We start from the raw sequence: 18599 nt of genomic DNA, 5'->3' as shown, positions 1-18599 counted from the left end.
GAGCCTGCGGAGGGCGGTCGCGCGATGTCATCGCACCTGGACAGTGGCGCAGATGAAGGTCGTGTCCTGGAGCAGCTCCGGAGTGATGGCCACGCTGGTCAGGTGCTCTGCCAGAGCGAACGCTGCTGGTGAGGACAGATCCGTTTCCGGAGACTCGTCCGCGAGGTGGAAGCCGATCCGCTCCATGACGTCCAGGAGTTCGTCGGGTGCGGTGCCCCATCGGTCTTCCGGGAACATGGGGTCGAAGCAGAGTCGCAGAACTCGGTCCTCTGCCCAGAGGAACGTGCCGACAGCGTTGATGTTGACGAAGTGAGAGACCCAGCTCGCCCCGGCCGAGGCCGGCAGGACTCGATCTTCGGTGACTCCGAGATAGCCGTTGGGCTCGATCAGGAGCGTCCAGGCACCCACAGTGGTCATGGCAACCAGCTGGCGGTCGCCCTCCCCCAGGTCGTACCGGGCGAAAGCGGCGTCGACGACCGCGGCTATGCCCTGCAGAGGCGCCTCCGGTCGTCCCTCGAGCCGGGACATCAGCTCAGCAGGCGACAGGCCCCGAACCAGGGTGAAGCAGTACGCCTCGGCGATGTCTGGAAAGTCGTTCTCGAACCACGCGTAATCCGCTCCGGTCTTCGTCATGCCGCCCATCCTTGCCCCTGCGTCTGACAGCGGCGGGCCCGGCCGCTGGCAGGGTGGGAAACGATCTCCGCCGATTCGGGAAGCGATCTTCATATGCCTCTGGAGTGCCTGGTCAGAGGCACTCGTGAACAGCCCACAGACGACAGTTCGCGAGTAGCTCTCGGGAACGTCACGAGATCCCGTCCGGTCGAAAGACCGGGCGGGATCTCGGCGTTTTCCAGCCCGTTCCATGCCCTGGCCTGCACCAGGCGGTCGCCCGCGCCGAGGGGGGGAGCTGGACCCAGGCCGGTGGTGTCCAGCAAGGCGGTGGGCTCGTCCCGGCCTGTCCGCAGGGGTGCGGTGCTCGCTCGACAACTGCCTGCGTCCGAGCGTGTGGTGGGCCGCCGGCACCTACCCGTCGACCACCCGGCCGCCCTGTGTGAACCACCCGGCCGCCGGAAGGACCGAGCGGGCCCCCTTCCGGCACTTCCGGAGTGGTGTGGATCACGGCAACGCATCGGGCGTGGGCGGCAACTGAAGGGTGCAAGGTCACCGAGCGAAAGGCCCCACCCCCATGGCAGCTCCAGGACGGCACCGACTCACCCGCAAGCGCTTCACCGCCGCAGCGGTCGCCCTGGCCGCGCTGGGCGGCGCGGTCGCCTACACCGTGGCCTCCCCGGCCGGGCGCGCGAACGCGGTCGGCGGATGCGCACCGTACGAATCCATCCCGATGGGCAAGTACTGGATCAACAACAACACCTGGGGGGCGAAGAACGGCAAGGGCTGGAGCTGCTCCTGGGACGCCTACACGTCGGGTTCCACCATCGGTTGGGGCACGAACTACGAGTGGTCGGGTGACCCGAACGCGGTGAAGTCGTACGCGAGCAGCGTGCTGGGGTGGCACTGGGGCTGGAAGGTGCCGCAGAACGAGCTGCCGGTGCGGCTCTCGGACCGGAAGCCGGTGCGGACGGCCTGGTCGTTCGAGGTGAAGGAGTCCCGGGAGAGCGTGTACAACGTGGCCTACGACCTGTGGCTGCACGGCTCGGACCGTACGGACTGGCGGAGCACGCCCAAGCACGAGGTGATGGTCTGGCTCGCCAGGGACGGCGGGGCCGGCCCGCTGGGGACCAGGCGGGAGCGGCTGGAGATCGGCGGCGCGACGTGGGACCTGTACCTCGGTGACATCGGCTGGAAGGTCCACTCCTTCGTCCGGGTCGGTAACACCGACTCCGCCAACCTCGACCTGGACGACTTCCTCCAAGTCCTCGTCCGGCGCGGCCTCGTGGACCCGGCCGACTATCTGAGCGGCGTCGAGGCCGGTACGGAGGTCTTCACCGGCAAGGCGCAGCTGGACACCACCGCCTACTCGGTGAACGTGGGCTGACCCCGCCGCCGCACCCCTCCCCCTCTCCCCCCAGGCAAGGAACGACCTCCCCATGTCCGATCCCTCGCACCGGCGCCCCCGTACCCGCCGTACGGCGGTCCTCGCCGCCGCCTCCGTCGCCGTCGCGGGTGCGCTCAACGCCCTCCCCCTGGCGATGAGTGCGCACGCGGCCCCCGATCTCGCGCACGCCGCACTCCCCGCACGCGACGGGTGGGCGGCGAGCGGCAAGGGCACCACCGGCGGCTCGGCGGCCGTCGCGTCCCGGGTGTTCACCGTCTCCACCCGGGCCGAGCTGGCCAAGGCGCTGAGCAGCGGCTCCAGGACGGAGCCGCGCATCATCCGCGTCAAGGGCCTCATCGACGCGAACACCGACGACGACGGCCGCTCCCTGCGCTGCGAGGACTACGCCAAGGGCACGGGCTATTCGCTCGCCTCCTACCTGAAGGCGTACGACCCGGCCGTCCGGGGACGCTCCGAAGTGCCCTCAGGTGCACAGGAGTCGGCCCGGGCCGCCGCGCAGAAGAAGCAGGCGGCGCGGATCGTGTTCGCGGTGCCGGCGAACACCACGATCGTCGGCGTGCCCGGGACCGGCGCGGGGCTGACGGGCGGCAGCCTCCAGGTCGAGAACGTGGACAACGTCATCATCCGCAACCTCGCCTTCGCCGACGTCCGCGACTGCTTCCCCCAGTGGGATCCCACCGACGGTTCGGACGGCAACTGGAACTCCGCCTATGACGCGGTCTCCCTGCGGGGGGCCACCCATGTCTGGGCCGACCACAACACCTTCACCGACGCCCCCCGTTTCGACAGCGGCAACCCCCGCCATTTCGGGCGCGAGTACCAGGTCCACGACGGATCGCTCGACATCACCAACGCCTCCGACCTGGTCACCGTCTCGTACAACCGGTTCGCCGACCACGACAAGACGATGCTCGTCGGAAGCAGTGACAAGGACAGCAAGCTGCGGGTCACCCTGCACCACAACATTTTCCGGGGGACCGTCCAGCGCGCGCCGCTGGCCCGCGTCGGACAAGTGCACCTCTACAACAACCTCTTCGACACGACCACGCGCAACGGCTATGCCTTCGACTACTCCGTCAGCTCCCGGGCGGGGGCCCAGGTGGTGGCCGAGTACAACCACTGGACGCTTCCCGGGGACGGGAAGGTCTCGCGGCTGCTGACCGGCGACGGAACCGGCGCGCTGGCGGGCACCGGGAACCTCGTGAACGGCCGGGGCGCCGACATGGTCGCCGCGTACAACGCCGAGAACCCGGGCAAGCGGATCCGGCCGACGGTCAACTGGCGGCCCGTGCTGTCCGCCGGACTGGAGACCTCCGCGGTCGCACTGGCCGACTCGCTCGGCCGGACGGCGGGTGCCGGCGTACTGACCGCCTCCGGCGGTCCGGCCGGGTCCGCCGTCCCCGCTCCGTGAAGGGAGGCCGTGCGGACATGGTTGCTACCGTCACCGCCCCACGGCATGACATGGGTACACCGAACGGAGGGTCGAGCATGGGCTCCGTACAGGAGATCCACGGGAACGCGGCCATCGAGTTCCACGCCTTCTTCGAGCGGCACCACGCCGAACTCGCGCGCCTGGCCTGCATGCTCATCGGCGAGCCGGACGGCGCCGACGACCTGGCTGCGGACGCCCTCGTCGCGGTGTGGCACCGCTGGGACCGGGTGCGCCGGGCCGACCACCCCCTCGCCTACGCCCGCGGGATCGTCGCCAACATGGCCCGTACGCGGATCCGGGCGGCGGTGCGCGAGCGCAGGCGCGTCGTCCTCTTCTGGTCGAACCGCTCCGAGGCGGCCGACGCGCCGGACGTCGCCGCAGCCCTCGACGTACGCACCGCCCTGGCGCGGCTGCCGTTTCGAAAACGGGCCTGTGTGGTCCTGCGCCATGCACTGGACCTGTCGGAGAAGGACACCGCGCTGGCCCTCGGCATTTCGGTCGGTACGGTGAAGAGCCAGACCTCCAAGGGCATGACGGAACTGCAGAAGCTGCTCGGCCCGCGGGTCGTCGGAGAACTCGCGGGAGGGAGGCGCCGGTGAACGACGTATCAAGAAAACTGCGGGAAGCGGCAGAGGCACACAAGCCCGACCGGGAGCGGATGCTCGTGCAGGTGCGGCGCGGCATGGCCGTCGCCGGCGCGGATGCTTCCGACGCCCCCCGCATCAGCCATGGCCCTCGCGCCCGGCAGAGGACTCGGGCGCTCTCCTGGGGCCGCGTCATCCTCGCCACGCTCGCCGTCGGTGCCACCCTCGTGGCCGGAGCCTTCACCGTTGCCTCCGCGCAGAAGGAGGGGGGACGAGGCCGCCAGGTGGTGACGGCGCCCGACGCCACCGGCGCCCCGAGCGCCGAGAGCGGGCCGCTGTGGTCCGACGGCTCCGTCGACCCGCACAGCAACACGTACTGGGCCCAGAGCAACATCACCCTCCAGAACGACGAACCGCTCGAAGGGCTCACCCTTGAGGTCCGTCTCGCGCAGACCGGCGGCGTGGCGACCACCGGTACCTGGCAGACCCTGCCGGGGGACGACTTCGAAGTCACCGTCGGCGGGAGCGGCGATGCGGTGGTCTACCGGTGGAAGCTGAAGGCCGGCAGGACCGTGCCGGCCGGTCGGCATGTCTTCGCCACCCAGTACGACCACGCCCCGGGCGGCCGGGACGCGGGCGACGACACCTACGCGGCGACGGCCGCCACGGCCGCGAGCGGTGGCGCGTACGAGGTCGGGGGCGGCTTCTGACCGACCCGCGTGGCCACGGGGAACGGGTGCGGGGGCTTCCGGAGCCGACCGTGCGGTCCGGGCCGCCCGTCCGGGAGAGCGAGACCGCCGCGTGGACGCCGGGTCGGCTTCGTCCCCGGTCAGGTCTCCGGGAATCCATGACCTCGACGGGCGGGCACGTCAACTCCCGGTGGAAGGGACGGGAATGATTGGGCCATGACGATCGGTGAGGAACGGGACAGCGGAACGGCCCAGGCCTGGGAGGCGCTCGGCGGGGCGCCCGAACTCGTCGGGCGGGTGCGCCTCCGCGGGGTCGGCGACCTGGGGGAAGGCCCGCTACCGGTGGCCGAGTTGGCGCGCGCCACCGTCGCGGCCTGCGCACTGGCCGCCGGGGAGCTCGCCGCGGGGCGGGCCGGGGGCGGGGTGGAGGACGTGGCTCCGCCGGTGGTGGACGAGGGCGCGGTGGCCACGGCGTTCGTCAGCGAGCGGCACCTACGGGTCGAGGGGCGCGCACCGGTGACCTTCGCGCCGTTGTCCGGCTTCTGGCGGACGGCGGACGGCTGGGTACGGACGCACGCCAACTATCCGCACCACGAGGCCGCCTTGGTACGGGCCCTGCGGCTGCCGTCGGCGACACCGGAGGCGGTACGCGCCGCGGTCGGCGGGCGGACGGCAGTCGAGGTGCAGGAGCTGGCGTACGCGGAGGGCGGCCTCGCCGTCGCCGTGGCGCGGGAGTACGGGGACCCGCAGCCGCTGCTGGAACCCGTACGGGAAACAGGGGCGCGGGGACGGACGCTCGGCCCGGCTCCGGCCGGCCGGCCCGCCGCGGGGGTGCGGGTGCTGGACCTGACCCGGGTCATCGCCGGGCCCGTCGCGACGCGCACGCTCGGGCTTCTGGGGGCGGACGTGCTGCGGATCGACCCGCCGGGTCTGCCGGAGGCGGACGACGCGTACGCGGACACCGGCTTCGGGAAGCGGTCGGCGCTGCTGGACCTGGCGGCGGCGGAGGACCGGGCCGTCTTCGAGCGGCTGCTCGCCGAGGCGGACGTGGTGGTGGCGGGCTACCGGCCGGGCGCGCTGGAACGGTACGGCTTCGGCGCGCGGGAGCTGCTGGAACGGTGGCCGGGGCTGGTGGTGGCCGAGCTGTGCGCGTGGGGGTGGCGGGCACGGGGGCCGTGGGCGGAGCGGCGGGGGTTCGATTCGCTCGTCCAGGCGGGGTACGGGATCGCCGCGGCGTGTGCCGGGCCGGGCGGGGTGCCCGGGGTGCTGCCGGCCCAGGCGCTGGACCACGGGACGGGGTACCTGGTGGCGGCCGGTGTGCTGCGGGCGCTGGCGGAGGGGGGCGGGCGGGGGCTGCGGTTCTCCCTCGCCGGGACGGGGTCGTGGCTCGTGCGGGGGCTCGCGCGGACGGGTGGCGGTGCGGGGGGCTCGTACGCGGCGGAGCCGTGGCTGCGGGTGACTCCGTCGGGGTACGGGGTGCTCCGACACGCCGCCAGTCCCTTCGGGGAGTGGGGGGCGGGGCCGTCCCGGTGGGGGACGGACCGGGCCGGTTGGCTCCCGCGGTAGGGCGGTGGGCGGTGGGCGGGTGCGGCGCCGTTGCCGGCGGCGCCGCACCCGGACCCCCGCGCATCGAACGCCGGCGGGGCTCAGGCTTCGGTCAGGGGTTTCGTCATGCAGCGGCTGGACTCGTGGAAGCGGTAGTGGCCGAACTTCGCGGACAGGGTGTAGCCCGAGGAGAGGTACAGGGCTATCGCCTCCGGCTGCTGGTCGCCCGTCTCCAGGACCATGCGGTGGCGGCCCGCCGCGCGGGCGTCCTCCTCCAGGATCGCCAGGATGCGGCGGGCGAGGCCCAGGCCTCGGGCCTCCGGGACGACGTACATGCGCTTGAGCTCGGCGTCGCCGTCCGCGTAGCCCTCGTCGTTCTCGTCCTGGGTACGCCAGCCGCCGCTCGCCACCGGCGTGCCCGTGGCGTCGTACGCCAGCAGGTACTGGCCGTGCGGCGGCGCGAACATCGCCGGGTCGAGGAAGGTGACGTCGCCCTCACCGTCGTACCGCTCCTGGTACTCCAGCTGGACCTGGTCGTCGAGTTTGACCGCGTCCGGGTGGTCGTACGGCACGGTGCGGAGGTCTATCCGGTGAGACATTCGAATATCGTACGGAACCCTCCCGCTATGGTGCTGGGATGCTCACTGTGACCTCCGTGAATGTGAATGGGATCCGCGCCGCCGCCAAGAAGGGCTTCGGGGCGTGGCTCGACGGAACCGACGCCGATGTGATCTGCCTCCAGGAGGTCCGGGCCGAGGAGGGGCAGATCCCGGACGAGGTCCGGACCCCTACGGGCCGGCACACCGTCTTCGCGCCGGCCGCCGTCAAGGGGCGGGCCGGGGTCGCGCTCTACACGCGGCGGGAGCCCGAGCGGGTGCAGGTCGGATTCGGGAGTGACGAGTTCGACACCGGCGGGCGGTACATCGAGATCGATCTGCCCGGTGTCACCGTGGCCAGTCTCTACCTGCCCTCGGGCGAGGCCGGGACGGAGAAGCAGGACGAGAAGTACCGGTTCATGGACGAGTTCCTGACGTACCTGGCGGCGCTGAAGGTGCGCGCCGCCGCCGACGGCCGCGAGGTCGTGGTGTGCGGTGACTGGAACATCTGCCACCAGGAGGCGGACCTCAAGAACTGGAAGACGAACCGGAAGAACGCGGGCTTCCTCCCCGAGGAGCGGGAGTGGCTCGGCAAGGTGTACGCGGAGGCGGGCTACGTCGACGTGGTGCGGGAACTGCACCCGGACACCGAGGGGCCGTACTCCTGGTGGTCCTACCGCGGGCGGGCCTTCGACAACGACGCCGGCTGGCGGATCGACCTCCAGGTGGCCACCCCCGGCCTGGCGGCGAAGGCCGTGAAGGCCTTCGTGGAGCGGGCCGAGACGCACCCCGAGCGCTGGTCCGACCACGCGCCCGTGACCGTGGTCTACGAGCTGGGCGTCTGACCCGGAGCTTCGGAGCCGCCCGAAGCCAGGAGGCGGTCCATCGCCATCATCAGCTCGGCCTCGACCACGCTCTTCGCCAGCGGGCGCAGGCGGGTGAGCGCGTCGGGTGAGATGTGCGTCGATATGAGCTCGGTGAACAGCAGGGCCATCGCGTCCGCGTGCTCGCGGACGCGGCGGCCGGTCTCCAGCACGGCCGCCAGCGGGACGCCCTCGCGGACCAGGGCCGAGGACACGTCCAGCAGGCGGCGGCTGACGTGCACGAGCACGTCGCCGTCGACGGCCACGTAGCCGAGGTCCAGGGAGGCCGCCAGGTTCTCCGGGGTGACCTCGCCCTCGAAGTAGTCGGCGAGCGCCTCCGGGGTGAGCCGGACCGGGGTCTCCTCGGACCCGCCGATGCCGAGCAGCTCGCCGAGCTGGCCGACGTCACGGCCGCTCTCGAAGGCGGCGGTCAGCTCGGCGATGCCGCCGAGGGTGTGACCGCGTTCCAGCAGGGCGGCGATGGTGCGCAGCCGGGCCAGGTGGTGGTCGTCGTACCAGGCGATGCGTCCCTCGCGGCGGGGCGGTGGGAGCAGTTTGCGTTCGCGGTAGAAGCGCAGGGTGCGGACCGGGATGCCGGCCGCTTCGGCCAGTTCCTCCGTGCGGTACTCGCGCACCGTCTTCGCTCGCGTCTCTTCCTTCGCCACAGACGCACCTTATGGCGTACCGGCAGTAACTTTCCGGTCCCGCCCCCTACCCATGAGTACGGAGCTGCTCTACCCTCCCGATTGTGCCAGTGATTGCTGGCAGTGTTTCGATGGTGTGGCGCGGCGGTGCGGTGCGTGGCTGGGACTGCGGATGAGCGGAAGGCGGCGGGCATGGGTGGCACAAGCGGCAGGGGCGGACGCGAGCACGTACGGGTGGCGGTGATCGGGTCCGGCTTCGGCGGGCTCGGCGCGGCCGTACGGCTGCGGCGCGAGGGAATCACGGACTTCGTCGTACTGGAACGGGCCGACTCGGTCGGCGGTACCTGGCGCGACAACAGCTACCCCGGGTGTGCGTGCGACGTGCCCTCGCACCTCTACTCCTTCTCGTTCGCGCCCAATCCCGACTGGCCTCGGACCTTCTCCGGGCAGCCGGCCATCCGCGCCTACCTGGAGCACGTCGCCGACACCTTCGGACTGCGCCGGCACATCCGGCTCGACACCGAGGTGCGGATGATGCGCTGGGACGCGGACGAGCTGCGCTGGGAGATCGAGACCTCGGCCGGATCGCTTACCGCCGACGTCGTCGTCTCCGCGACCGGGCCGCTGTCCGACCCGAAGATGCCGGAGATCCCCGGACTCGCCGAGTTCCCCGGCAAGGTCTTCCACTCCGCCCGCTGGGACCACGACTACGACCTGCGCGGCAAGCGCGTCGCGATGATCGGTACCGGCGCCTCGGCCATCCAGATCGTCCCCGCCATCGCCCCCGAGGTGGAGCGCCTCACCCTCTTCCAGCGGACCCCGCCGTGGGTCATGCCCCGCACCGACCGGTCCATCACGGCGGTGGAGCGCTGGCTGCACCGTCAGCTGCCCTTCACCCGGGCGGCGCGGCGCGGGCTGCTGTGGGGGATCCGGGAGCTCCAGGTCAGCGCCTTCACCAAGCGCCCGAACCAGCTCGGCCTCATCGAGTCCCTCGCCAAGGCCAACATGGCGCGCTCGATCAAGGACCCGGCGCTGCGCGCGAAGCTGACGCCCTCCTACCGGATCGGCTGCAAGCGGATCCTGCTGTCCAGCGAGTACTACCCGGCCCTGGCCCGGCCCGACGTGGACCTGGTCGCCTCCGGGCTCAAGGAGATCCGCGGCTCGGTGCTGGTCGCCGCCGACGGGACCGAGACCGAGGTCGACGCGATCATCTTCGGCACCGGCTTCCACGTCACGGACATGCCGATCGCGGACCGGGTGGTGGGCGCGGACGGTCGGACCCTCGCGGACGCCTGGAAGGACGGGATGCAGGCGCTGCGCGGCGCCACCGCGGCCGGCTTCCCCAACTGGATGACGATCATCGGGCCGAACACCGGTCTCGGGAACAGCTCCATGATCCTGATGATCGAGTCGCAGCTCAACTACATGGCCGATTACCTGCGGCAGCTCGCCCTCCTCGATGGGAGCAGCCTGGGCGGGAAGGTCGCGCTCGGGGCCCGGCCGTCCGCCGTCAACCGGTGGAACCGGCAGGTGCAGGCCCGTATGGAGCGGACCGTGTGGAACACCGGCGGCTGTACGAGCTGGTACCTGGACGCGCAGGGGCGCAACACGACGGTGTGGCCGGGGACGACGGGCGAGTTCCGCCGGGAGACGCGGAGCGTCGATCTGGCGGAGTACGAGGTCGTACGGGTGGGGGAGCGCGAACGGGTCCCGGCCACCGTCTCGGCTTCCGGTGCGGCGCCGTTGCCCGGTGCGCTGCCCCCGGACCCCCGCGCATCGAACGCCGGCGGGGCCGGAACGGGCCCCGGCAAGGCCGGGGTGGTCGAGGAGGGGGCCGCGTGAGTCGGTTGACGCATGTCACCTCCGGGCCCTACGCCCCGCCCGTCGCGCGGCGCGAGCTCGTCGCCGTCTCCGCCGACGGGGCCCGCCTGCACGTCGAGGTGCACGGGGACGAGGACGCGCCGGCCGTGGTGCTGGCCCACGGCTGGACCTGTTCCACGGCCTTCTGGGCCGCGCAGATCCGGGCCCTGGCCGCCACCCACCGGGTCATCGCCTACGACCAGCGCGGACACGGGCGCAGCCCCGCCGGCCGGGTGCACAGCACCACCGCCCTCGCGGACGACCTGGTGGCCGTGTTGGAGGCCGCCCTCGCTCCCGGGGAGCGGGCGGTCGTCGCCGGGCACTCCATGGGCGGAATGACGATCATGGCGGCCGCGGGCCGGCCGGAGTTGGCCGAGCGCGCCGCGGCCGTGCTGCTGTGCAGCACCGGCAGCTCCCGGCTGGTCGCCGAGTCGCTGGTCCTGCCGGTGCGCGCCGGGCGCCTCCGGAGCCGTGTCACCGGCGCGGTCCTCGGCTCCCGCGCCCCCCTCGGGCCGGTCACGCCGGTCGCCCGGAAGGTCCTCAAGTACGCCACCATGGGCCCCGGTTCCGCGCCCGACAAGGTCGAGGCGTGCGCCCGTATCGTCCACGCCTGCCCCACCGCGGCGCGGCACGCGTGGTCCCGGGTGCTGGCCGACCTGGACCTCGACGCCGACGTGGCCCGCCTCACGGCGCCCACCGCCGTGATCGGCGGCACCGCCGACCGGCTCACCCCGATCGTGCACGCCCGCGGGCTGGCCGCCGCGCTGCCGAACTGCGTGGGCCTGACCGAGCTCACCGGCATGGGGCACATGACCCCGATCGAGGCCCCCGAGGCCGTCACCGGCGTCCTGCGCGAACTCGCCGAGCTGTACCTGGGCGCCAACGAGCCCGACACCACCGAGCCGGTCACCACCGATCCGGTCACCACCGTGAAGGAGAAGACGCCGTGAGCGCTCGCAGGAGTCTGGAGGGCCAGGTCGCCGTCGTCACCGGCGCCGCCCGGGGGGTCGGCGAACTGCTGGCGCGCAAGCTGTCGGCCCGCGGTGCGAAGATCGCCCTCGTCGGCCTGGAGCCGGAGGCCCTCAAGGAGGTCTCCGAGCGGCTGCACACCGACAGCGACCACTGGTACGCCGACGTCACCGACCACGAGGCCATGGCCCGCGTCGCCGAGGAGGTCAAGCAGCGCTTCGGGAAGGTGGACATCGTCGTCGCCAACGCGGGCGTGGCCGCCGGCGGGCCGTTCGCCGACTCCGACCCGGACGCCTGGCGCCGGGTGATCGAGGTCAACCTGATCGGCGGGGCGGTCACCGCCCGCGCCTTCCTGCCCGTACTGACGGAGAGCCGCGGCTACTTCCTCCAGATCGCCTCGCTCGCCGCGATCACCCCGGCGCCGATGATGACCGCCTATTGCGCCTCCAAGTCCGGGGTCGAGGCCTTCGCGCACTGCCTGCGCGCGGAGGTCGGGTACAAGGGGGTCAAGGTCGGCGTCGGCTACCTCTCCTGGACCGACACCGACATGGTGCGCGGCGCCGATCAGGACGAGGTCATGCGGGAGTTGCGCCGGCGGCTGCCCTGGCCGTCGAACCGCACGTACCCGCTCGGGCCGGCCGTCGACCGGATCGTCGCGGGCATCGAGCGGCGCTCTGCTCACGTGTACGCGCAGTGGTGGCTGCGCGGCATGCAGAGCATGCGCGGCTACCTGCCGGGGATGATCGCGACGGTCGGGCAGCGCGAGATGAAGCGCTTCGAGCCGCGGCTGCGGAACGTCTCCAAGGGGCTCGTGGGGGCCGGCGGGGCGGCGGACGAGAACGAACGCTCACAGCGTCGCTGATCCGCACGCGCGCCGAGGGGCGCGATCCCCGCTGTTCCCGGGGATCGCGCCCCTCCCGCACGCCCGGCCGCTCACTCCCTCGGCGGCAGCTTCGGACGGCGCCGGTCCGGTACGTCGGTGTAGCCGGGCGGCACCGCGGCCGGGTCCTGTTCCAGCAGTTCCAGCGCCAGGTGCACGGCGTCGTCGAGTTGCGCGTGCCGGCCCTCCGCCCAGTCGAGGGGGGTGCGCTGGATCTCCAGGTCCGGCTCCACGCCGTGGTTCTCCACCGACCAGCCGTACTCCGGGAACCAGGCGGCGTTCATCGGCACCGTGATCACCGTGCCGTCCCCCAGCGTGTGGCGGCCCGTCATGCCGACCACCCCGCCCCAGGTACGCAGGCCCACCACCGGCCCCAGGCCCAGCAGTTTGAAGGCCGCGGTGATCATGTCCCCGTCCGAGGAGGTCGCCTCGTCGGCCAGCGCCACGATCGGACCCCGGGGCGCGTTGGAGGCGTAGCTGACCGGCTGCGCGTTGCGCGTCAGGTCCCAGCCGAGGATGGAGCGGGTCAGCTTCTCCACCACCAGCTCGCTGATGTGCCCGCCGGCGTTGCCGCGTACGTCCACGATCAGCGCGGGCCGGGACATCTCCATCCGCAGGTCGCGGTTGAACTGGGCCCAGCCGGAGCCGCCCATGTCGGGGATGTGGAGGTAGCCGCACCGGCCGCCGCTGATCTCCCGGACCGCCTCGCGCCGCTTGGACACCCAGTCCTGGTAGCGCAGCGGCCGTTCGTCGATCAGCGGCACGATGGCGACCCGGCGGGCGCGGCCCTCGCCCGCCGCGGGCTGGAAGGTCAGCTCCACCGTGGTTCCGCCGGCGGCCGCCAGCAGCGGGTAGGGGCCGGCGACCGGGTCCACCGGGCGGCCGTCCACGTGGGTGAGCACCGCGCCCTCCCGGATGCCGGTGCCGGCCAGCGGGGAGCGGGCCTTGGAGTCCGAGGACTCGCCGGGCAGGATCCGGCTGACCACCCATTCCCCGTCCCTGGGGAAGAGGTTGGCGCCGAGCAGGCCGATGGCCCGCTGGTAGTGCGGGGGGCCTTCGTTGCGGCGCGCGGGGGAGACGTAGGCGTGCGAGGTGCCCAGTTCACCGAGGACCTCGCGCAGCAGGTCGGCGAACTCGTCGGGCGAGGAGACCCGTTCGACCAGGGAGCGGTACTGGGCCAGCACCCCGTCCCAGTCGATGCCGCACATCTTCGGCTCCCAGAAGTACGCGCGGATGATCCGCCCGGCCTCCTCGTAGGCTTGGCGCCACTCGGCCGCCGGGTCCACCTCGTGCAGGATGCGCCGCAGGTCCAGGTAGACGGTCGAGTCGCTGTCGCCCGACTCGGTCGCCGGGACCGCGCGCAGGTCGCCGTCGTCGTTGATCACGAGCCGGGTGCCGTCGCCGCTGAGTGCGAACCAGTCCAGCCCCGAGGCCAGTTCGGTCTTGCGGGCCTTGGTGAGGTCGAAGTGCTCAAGCGTCGGCTTGCCGCTGATGTCGGCCGGGTTGGCGAAGGTCTCGCCGAGCGCGCCCGAGATCGGCCAGCGCAGCCACACCAGCCCGCCGCCGTGCACCGGGTAGAGCGCCGAGTACTTGGACGCGGTCACCGGGAACGGGGTGACGCGACTCTCCAGCCCTTCCACCTCCACGGTCACGGCACCGTCGCCGTCGCCCGAGTCGCCGTCGGCCACGTCGAGTCCGCCGGCCGCGGGCCGGCCCTCGGCGGAGAGCGCGAAGGGGGAGGGCGTCGCGGAGTTCAACGGCACCAGGTACGGGCGGCAGCCCAGCGGGAAGGACAGGTCGCCGGTGTGCACGTCGTAGACCGGGTCGAAACCGCGCCAGGACAGGAAGGCCAGATAGCGCCCGTCCCGGGTGAAGACCGGATTCTCGTCCTCGAAGCGGCCGTTGGTGACGTCCACGACGACGCGGGCGCCGGGGCCGGAGATCCGGGCCATCTTGATCTGCCGCAACGAGCGCCCGATGCCCGGATGCGACCAGGTCAGCCAGGCCCCGTCGGGGGAGAAGGCCAGGTCGGTGACGGGACCGTTGATGGACCGGATCAGCTCGGTGACCTCGCCGTTGGACTCCTCGGTGGCGTCGAGGAGCAGCAGCCGGCCGTCGTTGGAGGCGATGGCGAGCCGCTCGCCGTCCGGGTCGGAGAGCAGCTCGGTGACCCGCCCCAGCTCGCCCGAGGCCAGCCGGCGCGGCTCCCGCTCCCCGGAGGCCCTCGGCAGGTAGGCGATCTCGATCGCGTCCTCGCCCTCGGCGTCGGTGACGTAGGCGACCTGCCCGCCGCTGCCGAGCATCTCCGGCAGTCGTACGCGCACGCCCGGGGTGTCGGCGATGGTGCGGGCCGGGCCGTCGCGGTGGGTCAGCCAGTAGAGGCTGCCGCGCACCACGACCGCGCTGGCGCGCCCGGTGGCGTCCACGGAGAGCGAGTCGACGTGGCTGGCGGCCGGTACCTGGTACGTACGCCGGCCCGCGCGCGGGCCGGCGAGGCGGACGTCGAGCTTGCGCGGGACGGCGTCCCGGTCCAGGGACTCGACGAGCCAGAGGTCCCCGGCGCACTGGTAGACCACGCGGGAGCCGTCGCTGGATGCGTGCCGGGCGTAGAACTCCTCGTGGTCGGTGTGGCGGCGCAGGTCGGTGCCGTCGGGCAGGCAGGAGTACAGGTTGCCGATGCCCTCGTGGTCGGAGAGGAAGGCGACCCGGCCGTCCACGAACATCGGGGAGTCGAGGTGGCCCTCGACGTCCTCCAGCAGCCGCTGTCCGTGCAGCCACAGCCGGCCGGTGGCGCCGCCGCGGTAGCGCTTCCAGGCGGCGGGTTCGTGCGGGGGCTTGCCGGTGAGCAGCAGGGAGTGCCGTTCGCCCTCCGGGGTGGTGTGCACCTGGATGTCGGAGACGGGTCCCCAGGGCAGGCGGCCGCCGGGGCTGCCGTCGGTCGGGAGGGTGTAGGCCCAGGCGAAGTAGGAGAAGGGCTGGCTGTGCGAGGACACGGCGAGGATGTCGCTACGGCCCTCCTCGTCGGGCGGGGTCCAGCCGCAGACGCGGGTGTCGAGGGCGCCCCAGTAGCTGAGTTGGCGGGCGGGGCCGCCGTCGACGGGGGCGAGGTGGATCTCGGGGTCGAGGCTGCGCCAGCTGGTGAAGGCGATGTGCTTGCCGTCGGGGGAGAAACGCGGGTGGCCGACGCGGGTCCGGTCGACGGTGATGCGCCAGGCCCGTCCGGGGGTCTGGCCGTCGGGGACCAGCGGGGCGACCCAGAGATCGTCCTCGGTGGCGAAGCAGAGAAGGTCGTCGTGCAGGTGCGGGAACCGGAGGTACGCGACGTCGTGACTCACCCCCCAATGCTTTCCGTGGAGGGGGGCCCTGGCAACTCGTACAGGTGATCCATGACACTCCCCCGAGCGAAACGGAACGGTTTCGTTTCGCTTGCGGTGGGGGTATCGTCTTAAGCGTACGGAACAGTTTCGCTTCGACGGGAGGCACGGAGATGACCGAGGCGATGGCGGCCCGGCGTAGCCGGATCACCCCCGAGCGGCAGGCCGAACTGCACGAGGCGGTCCTCGACCTCCTGCGTGACGTCGGCTACGAGGCGCTGACCATGGACGCGGTCGCCGCCCGTACGAAGTCCAGCAAGGCCACCCTCTACCGCCAGTGGGGGAGCAAGCCGGAGCTGGTCGCGAAAGCCCTGCGCTGCACGCAGCCGGTCTCGCTGCGCGAGATCGACACGGGCAGCCTGCGCGGGGATTTCGCGCGCATGGTCGAGCACTCCGACGACGCGCAGATGGCCAAGGACACCGCGCTGATGCGGGGTCTGGCCCATGCCGTCCACGAGAGCCCGGAGCTGCACAAGGCCCTGCGCGACCTGTTGGTCGACCCGGAGATCAACGGTCTCCAGGCGATGCTGCGGCGTGCGGTGGACCGGGGCGAGATCCGCCCGGACTGTCCCGCGCTCGACTTCGTACCGCACATGCTCATCGGGGCGTTCATCGCGCTCCCGTTGATCGAGGACCGCCCGGTGGACCGGGCCTTCCTCGGTGACTTCATCGACGCCGTGGTCTTCCCCGCCCTCGGCGTCTGATCCTCGATCCTCCCCGTCCCCAGCTCGGCTCTTCGCTGTTCCTGACACGCCGCTCTCGTCGTCGGGCCGGCTCCACACGCCCTGATCCGATCCGGATCCATCCCACGACCTGAACGGGAGAACCACCGACGTGGCTACCTTCCTCTACCGACTCGGCAGGGGCGCCTTCCGGCGCCGCGGCCTCGTCGCCCTCCTCTGGGTGGCGCTGTTGTTCGCCGCCGGCTTCGGCGCCGCCTCGGCGGGCGCGCCCACCTCCGGCTCCTTCTCGATACCCGGTACGGAGGCCCAGAAGGCCTTCGACCTGCTGGACGAGCGCTTCCCGGGGATGGCCGCCGACGGCGCCACCGCCCGGATCGTCATCAAGGCCCCCGAGGGCGCCAAGGTCACCGACGCCGGCCCCAAGGCCGAGGTGCAGAAGATCGTCACCGGGCTGAAGACCGGCCCGGGCGCCGCGGAGATCTCCTCGGTCGCCGACCCGTACGAGGCCCAGGCCGTGAGCCAGGACGGCTCCACCGCCTACATCAGCGCCAAGTACAAAGTCAGCGGCATGGAGCTGAAGGACGACACCCGCGAGGCGCTCAAGGTCTCCGGTGACGGCGCCAAGGCCGCCGGCCTGAACGTCCAGATCGGTGGCGACGCGCTGATGGCGGCCCCCGAGACGGGCTCCGGCGAGATCATCGGCATCGCGGTCGCCGCGATCGTCCTGGTCATCACCTTCGGCTCGCTGGTCGCGGCCGGTCTGCCGCTGCTGACGGCGATCATCGGCGTGGGCATCGGCGTCTCCTCCATCACGGCGCTCGCCAACGTGTTGGACCTCGGCAACACCACCGCCACCCTCGCGACGATGATCGGCCTCGCGGTCGGCATCGACTACGCCCTCTTCATCGTCTCCCGCTACCGCGCGGAACTCGCCGAGGGCCGTGAGCGGGACGAGGCCGCGGGCCGTGCCGTCGGCACAGCCGGCTCCGCCGTCGTCTTCGCGGGTCTCACCGTGGTCATCGCCCTGGTGGGCCTGGCCGTCGTCAACATCCCGATGCTGACCAAGATGGGCTTCGCGGCCGCGGGCACCGTGGTCATCGCCGTGCTCGTCGCGCTGACCCTGGTCCCGGCCATCCTCGCCTTCGCGGGCAAGAAGGTGCTGCCGGCGGGCGAGAAGAGCCGCCTGTTCGGCAAGGGCAAGCCGGCGGGCGCCGAGAAGAAGGCCAACGGCGGCACCCGCTGGGCCCGCTTCGTCCTGCGCCGCCCCGTCATGGTGCTGCTGGCCGGTGTGATCGGCCTCGGCGTCATCGCCGTCCCGGCGAGCAAGCTGGAGATGGGCCTGCCGGACGACGGCGCCCAGCCGGTCTCCACCACTCAGCGCCAGGCGTACGACCTGCTGTCCGACGGCTTCGGCCCGGGCTTCAACGGCCCGCTGATGGTGGTCGTCGACGGCGACAAGGCACTCGCCGACTCCACCGTCGACCGGATCAAGGGCCTGGACGGGGTCGTCGCGGTCACTCCGCCCACCCTCAACGAGGCCGGCGACGCCGCGGTCATCACCGTCATCCCGAAGGACCGCCCCTCCTCCACGCACACCGAGGACCTGGTCCACGAGATCCGTGACGGCAGCGGGGACGACGTGCTCGTCACCGGCGCCACCGCGATGAACATCGACTTCTCGCAGAAGATGAACGACGCGCTGCTGCCCTACCTGGCGCTCGTCGTGGGTCTCGCCTTCCTGCTGCTGATGCTCGTCTTCCGCTCGATCCTGGTCCCGCTCAAGGCGGCCCTCGGCTTCCTGCTCTCGGTCGTCGCCGCCCTCGGCGCCGTCGTCGCGGTCTTCCAGTGGGGCTGGCTCGGCTCGATCTTCGGGGTGGAGCAGACCGGTCCGATCATGTCGATGATGCCGATCTTCATGGTGGGTGTCGTCTTCGGTCTGGCCATGGACTACGAGGTCTTCCTCGTCACCCGGATGCGTGAGGCGTACGTCCACGGCGAGCGCCCGGGCCAGGCCGTGGTCACCGGCTTCCAGTACAGCGCGCGGGTCGTCGTGGCCGCCGCCGTCATCATGATCGCGGTGTTCGCGGGCTTCATGGGAGCCAGCGACCAGATGGTCAAGATGATCGGGTTCGGTCTGGCCGTCGCCGTCTTCTTCGACGCCTTCGTGGTCCGCATGGCCATCGTCCCGGCGGTGCTCGCCCTGCTCGGGCACAAGGCCTGGTGGCTGCCGAAGTGGCTGGACCGGCTGCTGCCGAACGTGGACGTGGAGGGCGAGAGCCTGCGCAAGCACCTGGAGAAGTCCGCGGACTCCCCGGAGGGCCCGGACAAGGACCGCGAGCTGGTCAACGCCTGACCCCGCGGGTCCGTCGGACCCGCGGAACGACCCCGGCCCCCGGGCCCCCCCCCCCCGCGGGGGGGGGGGGGGGGGGGGGGGGGGGGGGAGGGGGGGGGGGGGCGGGCGCC

15 protein-coding genes are annotated in these 18599 nt (G+C 72.1%); 11 read left to right on the top strand and 4 right to left on the bottom strand.

The genetic code is table 11. The features are described 5' to 3' along the window. Window positions 1-27: 27 nt before the first annotated feature. Window positions 28-633 carry a DUF6461 domain-containing protein gene (locus tag ACGFYY_RS22900; protein ID WP_393711849.1) on the bottom strand — a complete coding sequence of 202 codons (606 nt, stop codon included), beginning with the start codon at window positions 631-633 and terminating at the stop codon, window positions 28-30. Window positions 634-1186: 553 nt separating this feature from the next. On the opposite strand from ACGFYY_RS22900, the gene ACGFYY_RS22895 reads away from it, so the two are divergent. The 5 genes from ACGFYY_RS22895 (at window position 1187) to ACGFYY_RS22875 (ending at window position 6288) form a co-directional block, all read left to right on the top strand. Then, on the top strand, window positions 1187-1996 hold the full coding sequence (locus ACGFYY_RS22895; protein WP_393711848.1) for an endo-1,4-beta-glucanase: 810 nt from the start codon (window positions 1187-1189) through the stop codon (window positions 1994-1996). Window positions 1997-2048: 52 nt separating this feature from the next. Continuing rightward, the gene (locus ACGFYY_RS22890; protein WP_393711846.1) at window positions 2049-3428 is read left to right on the top strand and encodes a polysaccharide lyase family 1 protein; all 1380 of its coding nucleotides are present in this window, start codon (window positions 2049-2051) and stop codon (window positions 3426-3428) included. 77 nt (window positions 3429-3505) lie between these two features. Beyond that, window positions 3506-4048: a SigE family RNA polymerase sigma factor gene (locus ACGFYY_RS22885; RefSeq protein ID WP_393711844.1), complete on the top strand. Its 543-nt coding sequence runs from the start codon at window positions 3506-3508 to the stop codon at window positions 4046-4048. Beyond that, the gene (locus tag ACGFYY_RS22880) at window positions 4045-4743 is read left to right on the top strand and encodes a hypothetical protein (protein ID WP_393711842.1); all 699 of its coding nucleotides are present in this window, start codon (window positions 4045-4047) and stop codon (window positions 4741-4743) included. The genes ACGFYY_RS22885 and ACGFYY_RS22880 overlap by 4 nt, the downstream gene beginning before the upstream one ends. Window positions 4744-4938: 195 nt before the next feature. Next, a complete protein-coding gene (locus ACGFYY_RS22875) occupies window positions 4939-6288 on the top strand; it encodes a CoA transferase (protein WP_393711840.1) in 1350 nt (449 codons plus the stop codon). A gap of 80 nt (window positions 6289-6368) precedes the next feature. On the opposite strand, the gene ACGFYY_RS22870 is transcribed toward ACGFYY_RS22875, so the two are convergent. Beyond that, window positions 6369-6866, bottom strand: coding sequence for a GNAT family N-acetyltransferase (locus tag ACGFYY_RS22870; protein WP_393711838.1), 498 nt, complete (start codon window positions 6864-6866; stop codon window positions 6369-6371). A gap of 38 nt (window positions 6867-6904) precedes the next feature. On the opposite strand from ACGFYY_RS22870, the gene ACGFYY_RS22865 reads away from it, so the two are divergent. Then, complete coding sequence (locus ACGFYY_RS22865; protein ID WP_393711835.1) at window positions 6905-7708, top strand: exodeoxyribonuclease III; 804 nt, start codon at window positions 6905-6907, stop codon at window positions 7706-7708. Here ACGFYY_RS22865 and ACGFYY_RS22860 read toward each other — a convergent pair. Continuing rightward, window positions 7690-8391 carry a MerR family transcriptional regulator gene (locus ACGFYY_RS22860; RefSeq protein ID WP_393711833.1) on the bottom strand — a complete coding sequence of 234 codons (702 nt, stop codon included), beginning with the start codon at window positions 8389-8391 and terminating at the stop codon, window positions 7690-7692. The genes ACGFYY_RS22865 and ACGFYY_RS22860 overlap by 19 nt on opposite strands. Before the next feature lie 171 nt (window positions 8392-8562). On the opposite strand from ACGFYY_RS22860, the gene ACGFYY_RS22855 reads away from it, so the two are divergent. The 3 genes from ACGFYY_RS22855 to ACGFYY_RS22845 are packed head-to-tail and all read left to right on the top strand — an operon-like array spanning window position 8563 to window position 12061. Next, window positions 8563-10212 (top strand): flavin-containing monooxygenase, encoded by a 1650-nt coding sequence (locus tag ACGFYY_RS22855; RefSeq protein WP_393711831.1) that lies wholly within the window; start codon window positions 8563-8565, stop codon window positions 10210-10212. Continuing rightward, window positions 10209-11180 carry an alpha/beta fold hydrolase gene (locus ACGFYY_RS22850; protein ID WP_393711829.1) on the top strand — a complete coding sequence of 324 codons (972 nt, stop codon included), beginning with the start codon at window positions 10209-10211 and terminating at the stop codon, window positions 11178-11180. Before ACGFYY_RS22855 ends, ACGFYY_RS22850 begins: the two co-directional genes overlap by 4 nt. After that, window positions 11177-12061 (top strand): SDR family oxidoreductase, encoded by an 885-nt coding sequence (locus tag ACGFYY_RS22845; protein ID WP_393711827.1) that lies wholly within the window; start codon window positions 11177-11179, stop codon window positions 12059-12061. Before ACGFYY_RS22850 ends, ACGFYY_RS22845 begins: the two co-directional genes overlap by 4 nt. A 71-nt stretch (window positions 12062-12132) precedes the next feature. Here the strand turns inward: ACGFYY_RS22845 and ACGFYY_RS22840 are convergent, their stop codons facing one another. Continuing rightward, the gene (locus ACGFYY_RS22840) at window positions 12133-15414 is read right to left on the bottom strand and encodes a S41 family peptidase (RefSeq protein ID WP_365267729.1); all 3282 of its coding nucleotides are present in this window, start codon (window positions 15412-15414) and stop codon (window positions 12133-12135) included. 152 nt (window positions 15415-15566) lie between these two features. On the opposite strand from ACGFYY_RS22840, the gene ACGFYY_RS22835 reads away from it, so the two are divergent. Next, on the top strand, window positions 15567-16157 hold the full coding sequence (locus tag ACGFYY_RS22835) for a TetR/AcrR family transcriptional regulator (RefSeq protein ID WP_030717084.1): 591 nt from the start codon (window positions 15567-15569) through the stop codon (window positions 16155-16157). 130 nt (window positions 16158-16287) lie between these two features. After that, a complete protein-coding gene (locus ACGFYY_RS22830; protein ID WP_393711824.1) occupies window positions 16288-18489 on the top strand; it encodes an MMPL family transporter in 2202 nt (733 codons plus the stop codon). Window positions 18490-18599 lie beyond the last annotated feature (110 nt).

It is taken from the genome of Streptomyces sp. NPDC048331, assembly GCF_043201215.1.
GTDB lineage: Bacteria > Actinomycetota > Actinomycetes > Streptomycetales > Streptomycetaceae > Streptomyces.
Note: the sequence above shows the minus strand (reverse complement) of the source record. Positions and strands in the feature narration are given on the sequence as shown.